The following is a 12,944-nucleotide window of genomic DNA, read 5'->3' as shown; positions in this document are numbered from 1 at the left end:
TTTCCCCATTTTCTTACACCCTCACTTGAGGAGTGCTATGGCACGCGAAAAAGCCAAGGACCCACGCAAGGACGCCCCCGCGAAGGGCCGCCCTGCCAAGGCCAAGGACAAGGCAGCCCCGGTGGTCGAAAGCCCCGCCGCCACCCCGCTCGACGCGGAGGTGCGCCGCACCCGGCTGAAGACGCTGATCACGCTCGGCAAGGAACGCGGCTATCTCACCTACGCCGAGATCAGCGACCACCTCCCCGACGATGTGGCCGATGCCGAGCAGATCGAAGGCATCATCGCCACCTTCAACAACATGGGCATCCAGGTCTATGACGAGGCGCCGGCCGCCGAAGACCTGCTCATGTCGGACAGCGTCGCCACCAACGTGGACGAGGACGTCGCCGAAGAGGAAGCCGAACAGGCGCTGTCCTCGGTCGACTCCGAATTCGGCCGCACCACCGACCCGGTGCGCATGTACATGCGCGAGATGGGCACGGTCGAGCTGCTCACCCGCGAGGGCGAGATCGAGATCGCCAAGCGCATCGAGGACGGCCTCAAGCACATGGTGCAGGCCATCTCCGCCTGCCCGACCACGATCGCCGAGATGCTCGGCATCGTCGACCGCATCGCCGCCGACGATGCCAAGATCGACGAGCTGGTCGACGGCCTGATCGACCCCAACGCCGGCAGCGCCGAGGAAGCGGCCGCGGAGGAGGAGTCCGCCGACGAGGACACCGAGGCCGAAGAGGACGAGGGCGCGGAGGACGAGGACGAGGGCGACGACGAGGAAGACAGCGCCGAGAGCGCCGAGCGCGCCAATGCCGCCTCGCTGCTGCAACTCAAGAACGACGCGCTCGCCCGCTTCGACGTCATCCGCGGGCTGTACGAGAAGAAGATGCAGGCGCTCGAGAAGCGTGGCTCGCAGGACCTCTCCTACCTCGCGCTGCAGCAGCAGATCTCCGACGAGCTGCTCAACATCCGCTTCACCGCCAAGGCCATCGAGAAGCTGTGCGACTCGGTGCGCCACATGGTCGAGCAGGTGCGCAGCCACGAGCGCCAGATCCTGCAGCTGTGCGTGGATCGCGCCGGCATGCCGCGCCAGCACTTCATCAAGGTGTTCCCCGGCCAGGAAGTGAACCTCGACTGGCTCAAGGACGAGATCGCCGCCGGCAAGAACTACGCCGACGGCCTGATGCGCATCCACCCCGCGGTGCTCGAGGAGCAGCAGAAGCTCATCGACCTGCAGGACCGCATCGGCATCCCGCTCAAGGAACTCAAGGACATCAACCGCCAGATGTCCACCGGCGAAGCCAAGATGCGTCGCGCCAAGCGCGAGATGACCGAGGCCAACCTGCGCCTGGTGATCTCGATCGCGAAGAAGTACACCAACCGCGGCCTGCAGTTCCTCGACCTCATCCAGGAAGGCAATATCGGCCTGATGAAGGCGGTGGACAAGTTCGAATACCGCCGCGGCTACAAGTTCTCGACCTATGCCACGTGGTGGATCCGCCAGGCCATCACGCGCTCGATCGCCGACCAGGCGCGCACCATCCGCATCCCGGTGCACATGATCGAGACGATCAACAAGATGAACCGCATCAGCCGCCAGATCCTGCAGGAGACCGGTCAGGAGCCGGATCCCGCGACGCTGGCCGAGAAGATGGAGATGCCCGAGGAGAAGATCCGCAAGATCATGAAGATCTCCAAGGAGCCGATCTCCATGGAGACGCCGATCGGCGACGACGACGACTCCCACCTGGGCGACTTCATCGAGGACACCGCCACCCTGGCCCCGGCCGAGGCGGCGATGTACTCCGGCCTGCGCGACGCCACCTGCGAGGTGCTCGACTCGCTGACCCAGCGCGAGGCCAAGGTGCTGCGCATGCGCTTCGGCATCGAGATGAACACCGACCACACGCTGGAAGAGGTCGGCAAGCAGTTCGACGTCACCCGCGAGCGCATCCGCCAGATCGAAGCCAAGGCCCTGCGCAAGCTGCGCCACCCGAGCCGCTCCGAGAAGCTGCGCAGCTTCCTCGACAGCGACGCGTAAAGGCCCGGTGCACCGCCCGGCGGCGCCTGCCGTCGGGCATGCGGGCCTTTAGCTCAACGGTTAGAGCAGAGGACTCATAATCCTTTGGTTGCGGGTTCGAATCCCGCAGGGCCCACCAACGTTTTCAAGCACAACGCCAGTCCTCCCCGGGGCTGGCGTTGTGCTTTTCGGGTCTCCCACATTCCGTCCAAGGCAGCGTCGTACTGGAAGGGGCACTGGCGCGTGCCGCCGATCGAGTCGTTGTCGGCGTTTTTTACAGTTCCGCCCGGATCACGCCAGCCAATCACCTTGCCCGCAAGAATTTACTATTTTCCATTCAACAACTTGCCGATTTTCACCCGAGGCAGGCATGCCCCTTGCTTTACACCCTTCGAGACCCGGAGTTCCGGGAGTGTCACACGGGACCCGAAAGGAGTGATGATCATGCAAGTCAAACCTCTCTGCGCAGCGCTGACGCTGGCAGTGCTCGCCTCCACGGCATCGGCCGCCACGACGACGCTGTCCGGCACCATCCGCGATTTCTGCGCGCCATCGATCACGGGCACCACGGGCGCTACGACATGCACCCAGCTCGCCGATTTCGAAGGCGCCATCCCCGGGGTGGTGCCGAACATGACCGGAACGACCCTGAGCGGCGGGCTCCCCGTCGCCGGCGCGAACATCGTTGCCGGAGCTTCGACGGCGGCCAACTTCGCGAAATGGTACGTGGACAGCCCGGGCTACAACCTGAGCCAGGCCTTCTCGCTGACGCTCGGCGAAACCACGCCCGGAAGCGGCGTCTATTCGTACGCCTCGTCGAGCTTCTTCCCGATCGACGGCCAACTCTTCGGCAACCAGGGGCGCGGCCACAACTACCACTTCACGCTGCACCTCGAGGGCCAGCTCTCCTTTGCCGACCCCACCGCCGCTGCAGACAATTCATTCAGCTTCACCGGCGACGACGACCTGTGGGTGTTCGTGAATGGCATCCGGTTCATCGACCTCGGTGGCGTGCATGGCGCCGCAAGCGCCTCCTTCACCGAGGAGACGCTGAAGACCGCCGGACTGGCACCGGGAACGGCCTACGACCTGGATATCTTCTTCGCCGAGCGCCACACCAGCGAGTCGAATTTCAACATCACCACGAGCTTCGCGATCACGCCTCCTTCGAACAACGTGCCCGAGCCGGGAGGGCTCGCGCTGCTCGCCCTCGGACTCGCCGGCCTTGGGGCCATTCGGCGCCGGTCTCGGGTGGGATGACCCTCGGGAAGGACGGATAGAGACCCGGAACGGCCGCCTGAAGAGCGGCCGTTTTTTTACGGTGTTCTCACGGCTTCGAGCCGAACTCACGGCGCGGGGTCGAAATCCTCCTCCCGGAACTCGAGCGGCGGACGTGCCTCCCCGGGGTCGCGCCCCATCTCCGCCGTGCGAAGCTGCACGCGGCGGATCTTGCCGGAGATGGTCTTCGGCAGCTCGGCGAACTCGATGCGCCGGATCCGCTGGTAAGGCGCGAGACGCGCCCGCGCGAAGGCGAGGAGTTCCCCGGCGAGCTCGCGGCTGGGCACATGACCGGCGGCAAGCCCGACAAAGGCTTTCGGGACAGCAAGCCGGACGACATCCGGACACGGCACGACCGCAGCCTCGGCGACCGCAGGATGCTCGACGAGCACGCTCTCGAGTTCGAACGGACTGATCCGGTAGTCGGAGACCTTGAACACGTCGTCACTACGTCCCACGTAGTGGATGTAGCCCTCGTCGTCGCGATGCGCGATGTCGCCGGTATGGTAATAGCCGTCCCGCATCGCGATGGCGTTGCGCTCGGGCGCACCGGCATAGCCACTCATCAGGCCGAGCGGACGCGGTTCGAGGCCGATGCAGATCTCGCCCTCCATGGCCTCCACTCCCTGCTCGTCGAGAAGGACGACACGGTAGCCTGGCAGAGATTTACCGATCGCCCCCGGTCGGGGCCGTACCCCCGGTGGCGTGCCGAGAACAGCGGTCGTCTCGGTCTGGCCGTAGCCCTCGCGGATGACGATACCCCACGCCTCGCGAACCTCATCGACCACCTCCGGGTTGAGCGGCTCGCCCGCACTGGCCAGTTCCCGCAGTACCGGTGGCCGCTCGCCGAGCACCTCCTGCACCAGCATGCGCCAGACCGTCGGTCGCGCGCAGAACGAGACCACCGGATACGCGTGCAATACGTCGAGCACCGTGCGCGCGCTGAAGCGCGCAGCGTCGAATGCGAACACCGCCGCCTCGGCATTCCACGGGGCGAAGAAGCTGCTCCACGCATGCTTGGCCCAACCGGGCGAACTCAGGTTCCAGTGCAGATCGCCACGGCCCAGGCCGAGCCAGTACATGGTCGACAGATGACCGACCGGATAGCTCTGCTGCGTGCCGAGGACGAGCTTCGGCTTCGCCGTCGTGCCCGAGGTGAAGTAGAGGAGAAACTCCTCGTCGCGCGCGGTCGGCCTGTCGGCCACGAACACGGCCGACTCCGCGCCCGCATCCTCGTAACAGGCGCAGCCGGGCCGGCGCGCACCCACCACGATCCGACTGAAAGGCGCGGCCAAGTCGTCGAATTTCGCGGCGTGGCTCGCATCGACGATCACGTGCTCCACCTGCGCTCTCGCCAGTCGATCCGCCAGATCGGCCCCAGTCAACTGGGGGGTGGCCGGAATGACCGCCGCCCCGAGCTTCATCGCGGCCAGCATGCATTCCCACAACGCCAACTCGTTACCGAGCATCAGCAGGATGCGTGCTCCGCGGCGGACGCCAATTCGACGCAGGAAATTCGCCGTACGGTTCGAGCGTTGTGTAAGGTCGGCGAAGCTCAACCGCTCTTCCCCGCCCCCTTCGTGCACCACCCAGAGCGCGAGGCGGTCCGCAGCGTCCGCAACTTGGTCGAAATAATCCAGCGCCCAGTTGAAATGCTCGAGTTGTGGCCATGCAAAACCCCGCCACGCACCCTCTGGATCCGAGCGATGCGCACTCAGGAAGTCGCGCGCGTTCAGGAATGTGTCAGTTGCCAGCATCGGAACTCTCCCGGCAGACTACCCGTTTCGAGCCTAGACCCGGGTTGCGGAGAGATCACGATCGTCGATCAGGACTATTGACGAAGGTCAACGCGTGTGCCGAATCGTGGTGTGGCCGACCCGGCACGCAGCCTGCCGGGCGGAGCGCGCGACGGAGCGTAGACGTGACGATGGGGACCGAAGTCCCCACCGGCTTTTCTTTGGTAACAAGGCTCAAGCAGCCTCGGCATAGGCCTTAAGCGGCCAGTGCGAAACGCTCATCGTTGGCGTTTATGGATTTGCGCGGATTACGTCCGTCGCCTCTCGGGTTGCCTGCTCACCTTTGCCCGCCCTGTCGAAACCGGTACACCCCCACCCAAGCACACTCCCGAATGCACTTGGGTGGAGGTGAGGGGAATCGAACCCCTGTCCAGAACGCCTCCAGATTGCCGGGATTACAACCATGTCCGCGATCTTACGCAGGTCGGCGGCTGCATTCAATGCCTGTGCGAGGACAAGGCCCGGTCCGTTTGTAAGCAATTGCACCGCGCCGGACGAACTCCCTATCCGACGCGGCTCCAGCCCGCACGCACCTCGCACCTCGCACCTCACGCCTTCGGCACCCTCCCCATCAGGTAGAAGGGCTCGTTGGGCGGCGTACCGGTCAGATGCACCAGCCGGTTGCTCATGCTGAAGAAGGCGGTGATCGCGCCGATGTCCCAGATCGCCTCGTCGTCGAAGCCATGCGCGCGCAGGACCGCGAGGTCGGCCTCGTCGACCTCGGCGCCACGCGTGCTGAGCTTGATGGCGAAGTCGAGCATCGCGCGCTGGCGCGGGCTGATCTCGGCCTTGCGGTGATTGGTGGCGAGCTGGTCGGCGAGGCGCGGGTTCTTCGCGCGGATGCGCAGGATGGCGCCATGGGCGATCACGCAGTACAGGCACTGGCCGGCAGCCGAGGTGGCGACGACGATCATCTCGCGCTCGGCCTTGCTGAGGCCGACGTCCTTCTCCATCAGGGCGTCGTGGTAGTCGAAGAAGGCGCGGAATTCGGCCGGGCGGTGGGCGAGCATCAGGAACACGTTGGGCACGAAGCCCGCCTTCTCCTGCACGGCGAGGATGCGCTCGCGCACGTCCTCGGCAAGGTCGGCGAGTTCGGGCACCTTGAAGCGGCTGATGGTTTCGGTCATTGGAAGTTTCCTCCGTCGATGTGTTTATGGTCGGGTTCAGCGATCGACATCGACCACGATGCGCCCGCGCTCCTGGCCGTCGAGCAGCGCGGCGGCGGTGTCGACCACCTCGCCGAGGCCGATCTCGCGCGTCATGCGCTCGAGCTTGTGAACGTCGAGGTCGCGGGCGAGGCGGCTCCAGGCCTCGATGCGCTCCTCGCGCGGCGCCATCACGCAGTCGATGCCGACGAGAGTGACGCCGCGCAGGATGAAGGGTGCGACCGAGGCCGGGAAATCGAGTCCCTGCGCCAGGCCGCAGGCGGCGACCGTGCCGCGGTACAGGGTGGTCGCGCAGGCGTTGGCCAGGGTGTGGCTGCCCACCGTGTCGACCACCCCCGCCCAGCGCTCCTTGCCGAGTGCGCGGCCGGGGAGGCCGAGTTCGCTGCGGTCGATGATGGTGGTCGCGCCCAGTTCGCGCAGGTAGTCGGCCTCCTGCGGACGCCCGGTGGAGGCCACCACGGTGAAGCCCAGCCTGGAGAGCAGCGCGATCGCCACGCTGCCCACGCCGCCACTCGCGCCGGTCACCAGCACCTCGCCGCGCTGCGGAACGACGCCGTGGCGCTCGAGCGCCATCACGCACAGCATCGCGGTGTAGCCGGCGGTCCCGATCGCCATCGCCTGGCGCGGGGTGAAGGCCGCGGGCAGCGGCACCAGCCACTCGCCGCGCACGCGCGCACGCTGCGCGAGCCCGCCCCAGTGCACCTCGCTCGTCCCCCAGCCGTTGAGGATCACCTTGTCGCCCACCGCCACGCCTGGATGCGCGCTGGACTCGACCGTGCCGACGAGGTCGATGCCCGCGACCATCGGGAATTTGCGCACCACCGCACCACGCCCGGTGATCGCCAGGCCATCCTTGTAGTTCAGCGAAGAGTATTCCACCCGAACGCCGACGTCGCCTTCGGGCAGCGCGGCCTCGTCGAGCTCCTTCACCGCCGCGCGGTAGCCGGCATCATCCTTCTCGATCAGCACTGCCTTGAACATTTTTCTCTCCCTGGGCGCACCTCGCGCCGGTTTCGCAGTCGAACCCGCATGTTAAACGATGCCCGCATGGCGCTCGAACTTGGGCCCAAAGGGGCTCTCGGGTGATAATGTCGGACTGCCGAATCAACGGACTCCAAGCAATGAAGCGTGTAGATGACTTCCGCCTGAAACTGGGCTCCCAGGAACTCGTGCCGATCATGGTGGGCGGGATGGGGGTGGATATTTCCACCTCCGATCTGGCGCTCGAGGCCGCCCGGCTGGGCGGGGTCGGACACATTTCCGACGCGATGCTGCCGACCGTGTCCGACCGGCGCTACAACACCAAGTACGTCAAGAACAAGCTGCAGCAATACAAGTTCAACGTCGCCAACGCAGACAAGTCGGTGGTGCAGTTCGACCTCGGCCTCATCGCCGAAGCGACCGCGACCCACGTCGGCCGCACCATGGAGCGCAAGCGCGGGCCGGGCATGGTGTTCATCAACTGCATGGAAAAGCTGACGATGAACGCGCCCAAGGAAACCCTGCGTGTGCGCCTGCGCACCGCGATGGACCACGGCATCGACGGCATCACACTGGCAGCCGGCCTGCACCTGGGCTCGCTCTCCCTCATCGAGGACCATCCGCGCTTCCGCGACGTGCAGCTGGGCATCATCGTCAGCTCGCTGCGCGCGCTGCAGCTCTTCCTCAAGAAGAGCGCGCGCACCGGGCGGCTCCCCGACTACGTGGTGGTCGAGGGCCCGCTCGCCGGCGGCCACCTCGGCTTCGGCATGGACTGGGCGCAGTACGACCTCGCCACCATCGTCGCCGAGATCCGCGACTGGATGCGCGAGCAACAGCTCGACATCCCGCTGATCCCGGCCGGCGGCATCTTCACCGGCACCGACGCGGTGAATTTCCTCGAGGCCGGCGCCGCGGCCGTCCAGGTCGCGACCCGCTTCACGGTCACCAAGGAGTGCGGCCTGCCCGACGAGGTCAAGCAGGACTATTTCAAGGCCGAGGAAGACGAGATCGAGGTCAACCAGATCTCGCCCACCGGCTACCCGATGCGCATGCTGAAGAGCAGCCCGGCGATCGGCAGCGGCATCCGCCCCAACTGCGAGGCCTACGGCTACCTGCTCGACTCCAGCGGCAACTGCCAGTACATCGAGGCCTATAACCGCGAGGTTGCCGCGCACCCCGAGGCGAAGAAGGTCAAGGTCTTCGACAAGACCTGCCTGTGCACGCACATGCGCAACTTCGACTGCTGGACCTGCGGCCACTACACCTACCGGCTCAAGGACACCACCGTGCGCGAGGACGGCGGCGACTACCGCATCCTGTCCGCCGAGCACGTGTTCAAGGACTACCAGTTCAGCACCGAAGGCCGCATCGCCCTGCCCGACTGAACCGAGGATGCGCGGATGCGATGCCGTCCGCGCAATAGTTCCTCGGTGCGAGGCCCAAGGCCTCCGATACTCATCCGATGAGATTCCCACTCGACCGTCCGATGCAGGTCGCGGTGGTCTACGACACGCAGCTCAACCTGTTCCTGATCGGCAAGCTCGTCGACCGCATGCAAGATGCGCGTGCACACAACTTCGAGCGCCCCACCGCCGCGCTCGAGTGGTGCCTCGCCAATGCGCCCGACCTCATCATCGTCGACTACATGATGCCCGAGATGGACGGGCTGGAATTCATCCGCCGCATCCGCGCCTGCCGCGACCGCGACGACCTGCCCATCCTGATGGTCACCGCCAGCCACGAGCGCGACGTGCGCTACGCGGCACTCGACTGCGGCGCGAGCGACTTCCTCACCAAGCCGGTCGATGCGCGCGAGTTTGAAGCGCGCGTGCGCAACATGCTCAAGCTGCGCCAGGCCCACCTCGCCAACGAGCACCGCGCCGAGACCCTCGCCGCCGAGGTGCGCCGGGCGACCGCCGACATCCTCGACCGCGAGCGCGAGACCATCACCCGGCTGTCGCGTGCGGCCGAGTTCCGCGATCCCGAGACCGGCGCCCACATCCAGCGCATGTCGCACTATTCGGCCCTGATCGCCCGCCGCCTGGGCCTGGGAGACACCTTCGCCGAGACCCTGCTGATGGCCGCACCGATGCACGACGTGGGCAAGCTCGGCATCCCCGATACCATCCTGCTCAAGCCCGGCCGACTGACTGCGGACGAGTTCGCGGTGATGAAGCGCCACCCGCAGATCGGCCACGACATCCTCAAGGGTTCGTCATCCAGCATCCTGCGCCTGGGCGCAACCATCGCCCTCACCCACCACGAGAAGTTCGACGGCAGCGGCTACCCGCAGGGACTCTCCGGCCAGTCGATCCCGATGGAGGGCCGCATCGTCGCGGTCGCCGACGTGTTCGATGCGCTCACCTCCGCACGGCCCTACAAGCCGGCATGGCCGATGTCGCGGGCGATCGCGCTGCTGCGCGAGCGGCGCGGCACCCACTTCGACCCGACCTGTGTCGACGCGCTCTTCCACACCTGGGAGGACGTGCTCGCCGTGCAGTCGCGCTACCAAGACGAGCACGCCCCGGAGCCGCCCGTCTCGCCCCCCTGCTGAGGCCTGCGCCCCCCACCCCCGGGGGCGCCTGCGTCAGCCCTTGCGCTCGATCAGTTCGACCTTGTAGCCGTCAGGATCCTCGACAAAGGCGATCACGGTGGTGCCGTGCTTCATCGGTCCCGCCTCGCGCACCACCTTGCCGCCGCGCGCGCGGATGTCGTCGCAGGCCTTCTTCGCGTCCGCGACCTCTAGGGCGATGTGGCCGTATGCGGTGCCGAGTTCGTACTTGTCCACGCCCCAGTTGTGGGTCAGCTCCAGCACCGCTCCGTGAGCCTCGTCCTGGTAGCCGACGAAGGCGAGGGTGAACTTGCCGTCCGGATAGTCCTGGCGGCGCAGCAGGCGCATGCCCAGCACCTCGGTGTAGAAGGCGAGCGAGCGCTCGAGATCGCCGACGCGCAGCATGGTGTGAAGGATTCGCATGGGGTGTCTTCCTGTATCGTGGTGGTTTCAATCTTCGCGGGTGAAGGCGCCGCGGTCGGCGGCGGCGGTCGCGATCACCGGCAGCGTCGCCGCCGCGCTGCGCAGCGCGGCGCGCGCGGCACGCCAGTCCGGGTACAGACGCTCGACGACCGCCCAGAAGCGCGGCGAGTGATTCATCTCGGCCAGGTGCGCGACCTCGTGGGCGACCACGTAGTCGATCAGCGCCGGCTCGAGATGGATCAGCCGCCAGTGCAGCCGGATCCCCGAGCGGGTGCTGCAGCTACCCCAGCGCGTGGCCGCGCTCGACAAGCTCACCGGCGGAACCGCAACGCCGAGACGGTGGCAGTACTCCTCCGCCCGCCCGCGGTACCAGGCCAGTGCGCGCGCGCGCAGCGCGCGCACCAGCGCCCGCTGCGGATCGACGCCCGCGGGCAGCAGGAGTTCCTCCCGTCCATCCGCCAGGCCCCGCCAGCGCGCCGCGCGCGCCGACACCCGGCGCAGCACCAGGACACGCCCGAAGAGCGGCAGGCATACGCCCTCCGCCACCTCCAGCGGCAGCGCCTGCGGCGCCTGCGCCCGCGCCCGCAGACGGTCGAGCAGCCAGGCACCGTGGCTATGCACGAAACGCTCGACCTCGCCGAGCGGGGTGCGCAGTGGCACCGACACGCGCGCGCCGCGGTGGTCCACCTGGAGCGCGAACGAGCGCCGCGCCGAGCGCCGCAGCACCAGATCGACACGGGTGCCCTCGACGAGCACGCTGTGCGGCTCTTCCGAGGCCGCCGCCCGAGCGCTCAAGCCTTGTCTTCCCACTCCAGCCCGCGTGCGGAGAGATCGGCCTTGATCACCGCCATCGCCGCCGCGACGCGCGCCGCCGTGCCTTTCATGCCGAGTTCGAGCGAACGCCGCTGGCCCTCGGCGGCGATCGTGGGCAGGCTGAACAGGGTGGTGTCGGGGAAGTCGGCGGTGACCTGACGCATCAGGCCGATCAGCTGGCCCTCGTAGGCATCCCACACCGTCACCGCCTGCTCGACGTAGTCTTCGGCGTGGTGCAGGTGGGCGTACTTGGTGTCGAGCACCCACTCCACCATCGGCCAGGCCATCACCGGAAAGCCCGGGGTGAAGTAGTGCTGGCGGATCGAGAAGCCGGGGATGCGGTTGAAACTGTTGGGGATGATCTCGCTGCCCACCGGATACACGCCCATCTGCAGGCGCTCGGGGGTGATCTCGGCACCGAAGCGGGCACGGATCTCGGCCTCCGCCTCGGGGTGCAGGGCGAGTTCCAGTCCGAGCGCGGCGCCCGCGGCCTCGCGCGTACGGTCGTCGGGGGTGGCGCCGATGCCACCGAAGCTGAACACCACGTCACCGGTGGCGAAGGTCTCGCGCAGCGTCCCGGCAAGGCGCGCGAAGTCGTCGCCGACGTAGCGCGCCCACGACAGCTTGAGCCCGCGCGCACCGAGCAGTTCGATCAGCTTGGCGAGGTGTTTGTCGCTGCGACGGCCGGAAAGGATCTCGTCGCCGATGATCAGTGCACCGAAATTCATCTCAGCTTCCGCAGGTCGGCACCCGGCTCTGCGTCGAGCACGGTGATGCCGTGCTGGATGCGATGCCGGCGCAGGGTTTCGAGCATGTAATGGACGAAGGCGAGGCCGGCGAAGGCGGGCGCCACCAGGTTGATCACCGGGACATACGCGAGCAGGGCCGTGCCGCCGCCGAGGAGGAGCATCTGCGGCCGCCAAGCGTCGCGCAGGCGCTGCAGTTCGCCCTTGTCGGCGTGGTACATCAGCGCGTCGTAGCCGAAGGCGCGCTGGTTCAGCCAGCCGGTGAGGGTGACCGAGATCAGCAGGCCGGCGCCCGGAATCAGCCACAGCGGCAACGACAGCACCAGCGCGAGCAGGAACAGCACGCCGGCGACGATGGAGTTCATCGCGCTGCCCAGGTTGGAGCCGCCGCGACGCTGCTCGAGGTCGGCGTAGTCGGTGCGCGCGACGCGCTCGAGCATCAGCGGCAGGGCCACCGTCGCCACCAGCATCGCGGCGGTGACGTACACCAGCGGGACCACCAGCAGCGCGGTGGCGATCTGGATCAGCACCAGCACGATCGCCGCGGTGGTCTCCGAGGCCGACAGCCATCCGCCGACGAAGGACCACCCGCTCACCGCGGCATAGAGCCACTCGGTGACCGGCGTCCACGCGTAGAAGGCCACGCCGGCCCAGATCACCACCGCGAGCAGGCCGGGCCACAGCAGGTGCCAGAACATGTCGCGCCGCCCGAGGCTGCGACCGGCGCGCCCGAAGGCGACGAGGATGTCCTTCATGCGTCCGCCCCCCCCCTCAGCGCGCATGCCCGGCAGGCCGCCCGGCATCATGCCCTTCATCGCTCGCATCATCTTGCTCATGCCCCCCTTGGAGAACTGCTTCATGACCTTCTGCGTCTGCTCGAACTGGTTGAGCAGACGATTGACCTCCTGCACCGTCACCCCGGCGCCCGCGGCGATGCGGCGCTTGCGGCTGGCCTTGAGGATCTCGGGCTTGGCGCGCTCGAGCGGGGTCATCGAGTTGATGATGCCCTCGATGCGCGAGATCGCCTTTTCCTCGGCCCGCCCTGCAGCTTGCCCGCCGCCTGGGCGAACTGTGCCGGCAGCTTGTCCATCATCGAGGATAGCCCGCCCATCTTGCGCATCTGGGCGATCTGCTCCTTGAAGTCGTCGAGATCGAAGCCCTTGCCGGTCTTGA

The 12,944-nt window shown here is 67.1% G+C and carries 11 protein-coding genes, 1 tRNA gene, 1 other RNA gene and 1 pseudogene; 5 read left to right on the top strand and 9 right to left on the bottom strand.

Annotated elements, in window-relative coordinates; translation table 11 throughout:
* Positions 1-37 precede the first annotated feature (37 nt).
* The 3 genes from rpoD to PO78_RS02095 all read left to right on the top strand — a co-directional run bounded on the left by rpoD (position 38) and on the right by PO78_RS02095 (position 3,277).
* A complete protein-coding gene (rpoD, locus tag PO78_RS02105; protein WP_004302431.1) occupies positions 38-2,038 on the top strand; it encodes an RNA polymerase sigma factor RpoD in 2,001 nt (666 codons plus the stop codon).
* A gap of 42 nt (positions 2,039-2,080) precedes the next feature.
* Positions 2,081-2,156: transfer RNA gene (locus PO78_RS02100), tRNA-Ile, on the top strand.
* A 299-nt stretch (positions 2,157-2,455) separates the two neighbouring features.
* Positions 2,456-3,277, top strand: coding sequence for a fibro-slime domain-containing protein (locus tag PO78_RS02095; protein WP_004302433.1), 822 nt, complete (start codon positions 2,456-2,458; stop codon positions 3,275-3,277).
* Positions 3,278-3,363: 86 nt separating this feature from the next.
* Here the strand turns inward: PO78_RS02095 and PO78_RS02090 are convergent, their stop codons facing one another.
* The 4 genes from PO78_RS02090 to acuI form a co-directional block, all read right to left on the bottom strand.
* On the bottom strand, positions 3,364-5,052 hold the full coding sequence (locus PO78_RS02090; protein WP_043741836.1) for an AMP-binding protein: 1,689 nt from the start codon (positions 5,050-5,052) through the stop codon (positions 3,364-3,366).
* Positions 5,053-5,217: 165 nt separating this feature from the next.
* Positions 5,218-5,545, bottom strand: a transfer-messenger RNA (tmRNA) gene (ssrA, locus tag PO78_RS22085).
* A gap of 94 nt (positions 5,546-5,639) precedes the next feature.
* The gene (locus tag PO78_RS02085) at positions 5,640-6,218 is read right to left on the bottom strand and encodes a peroxidase-related enzyme (protein WP_004302438.1); all 579 of its coding nucleotides are present in this window, start codon (positions 6,216-6,218) and stop codon (positions 5,640-5,642) included.
* 36 nt (positions 6,219-6,254) lie between these two features.
* The gene (acuI, locus tag PO78_RS02080; RefSeq protein WP_004302439.1) at positions 6,255-7,238 is read right to left on the bottom strand and encodes an acrylyl-CoA reductase (NADPH); all 984 of its coding nucleotides are present in this window, start codon (positions 7,236-7,238) and stop codon (positions 6,255-6,257) included.
* A 140-nt stretch (positions 7,239-7,378) separates the two neighbouring features.
* On the opposite strand from acuI, the gene PO78_RS02075 reads away from it, so the two are divergent.
* On the top strand, positions 7,379-8,623 hold the full coding sequence (locus PO78_RS02075) for a nitronate monooxygenase (RefSeq protein ID WP_004302441.1): 1,245 nt from the start codon (positions 7,379-7,381) through the stop codon (positions 8,621-8,623).
* 77 nt (positions 8,624-8,700) lie between these two features.
* Positions 8,701-9,792 (top strand): HD domain-containing phosphohydrolase, encoded by a 1,092-nt coding sequence (locus tag PO78_RS02070; RefSeq protein WP_082047666.1) that lies wholly within the window; start codon positions 8,701-8,703, stop codon positions 9,790-9,792.
* A gap of 33 nt (positions 9,793-9,825) precedes the next feature.
* Here the strand turns inward: PO78_RS02070 and gloA are convergent, their stop codons facing one another.
* From gloA to PO78_RS22080, 5 genes and pseudogenes are all read right to left on the bottom strand, one after another.
* The gene (gene gloA / locus PO78_RS02065; RefSeq protein WP_043741425.1) at positions 9,826-10,212 is read right to left on the bottom strand and encodes a lactoylglutathione lyase; all 387 of its coding nucleotides are present in this window, start codon (positions 10,210-10,212) and stop codon (positions 9,826-9,828) included.
* Between the two features lie 27 nt (positions 10,213-10,239).
* Positions 10,240-11,007 (bottom strand): M48 family metallopeptidase, encoded by a 768-nt coding sequence (locus tag PO78_RS02060; protein ID WP_004302447.1) that lies wholly within the window; start codon positions 11,005-11,007, stop codon positions 10,240-10,242.
* Complete coding sequence (locus tag PO78_RS02055) at positions 11,004-11,753, bottom strand: competence/damage-inducible protein A (RefSeq protein ID WP_004302449.1); 750 nt, start codon at positions 11,751-11,753, stop codon at positions 11,004-11,006. Before PO78_RS02055 ends, PO78_RS02060 begins: the two co-directional genes overlap by 4 nt.
* Positions 11,750-12,526, bottom strand: a complete 777-nt coding sequence (locus PO78_RS02050) for an EI24 domain-containing protein (RefSeq protein ID WP_004302451.1) — start codon at positions 12,524-12,526, stop codon at positions 11,750-11,752. Before PO78_RS02050 ends, PO78_RS02055 begins: the two co-directional genes overlap by 4 nt.
* 24 nt (positions 12,527-12,550) lie before the next feature.
* Positions 12,551-12,944 (bottom strand): annotated as a pseudogene (locus PO78_RS22080) (signal recognition particle protein); the annotation flags it as partial.

It is taken from the genome of Thauera sp. SWB20, from assembly GCF_000831325.1.
Lineage (GTDB): Bacteria > Pseudomonadota > Gammaproteobacteria > Burkholderiales > Rhodocyclaceae > Thauera > Thauera aminoaromatica.
Note: the sequence above shows the minus strand (reverse complement) of the source record. Positions and strands in the feature narration are given on the sequence as shown.

Bases quoted from the DNA above. Each gene is read 5' to 3' on its own strand.
- rpoD (WP_004302431.1), top strand. From the start codon at position 38: ATGGCACGCGAAAAAGCCAAGGACCCACGCAAGGACGCCCCCGCGAAG.
- PO78_RS02095 (WP_004302433.1), top strand. From the start codon at position 2,456: ATGATCATGCAAGTCAAACCTCTCTGCGCAGCGCTGACGCTGGCAGTG.
- PO78_RS02090 (WP_043741836.1), bottom strand. From the start codon at position 5,052: ATGCTGGCAACTGACACATTCCTGAACGCGCGCGACTTCCTGAGTGCG.
- PO78_RS02085 (WP_004302438.1), bottom strand. From the start codon at position 6,218: ATGACCGAAACCATCAGCCGCTTCAAGGTGCCCGAACTCGCCGACCTT.
- acuI (WP_004302439.1), bottom strand. From the start codon at position 7,238: ATGTTCAAGGCAGTGCTGATCGAGAAGGATGATGCCGGCTACCGCGCG.
- PO78_RS02075 (WP_004302441.1), top strand. From the start codon at position 7,379: ATGAAGCGTGTAGATGACTTCCGCCTGAAACTGGGCTCCCAGGAACTC.
- PO78_RS02070 (WP_082047666.1), top strand. From the start codon at position 8,701: ATGAGATTCCCACTCGACCGTCCGATGCAGGTCGCGGTGGTCTACGAC.
- gloA (WP_043741425.1), bottom strand. From the start codon at position 10,212: ATGCGAATCCTTCACACCATGCTGCGCGTCGGCGATCTCGAGCGCTCG.
- PO78_RS02055 (WP_004302449.1), bottom strand. From the start codon at position 11,753: ATGAATTTCGGTGCACTGATCATCGGCGACGAGATCCTTTCCGGCCGT.
- PO78_RS02050 (WP_004302451.1), bottom strand. From the start codon at position 12,526: ATGAAGGACATCCTCGTCGCCTTCGGGCGCGCCGGTCGCAGCCTCGGG.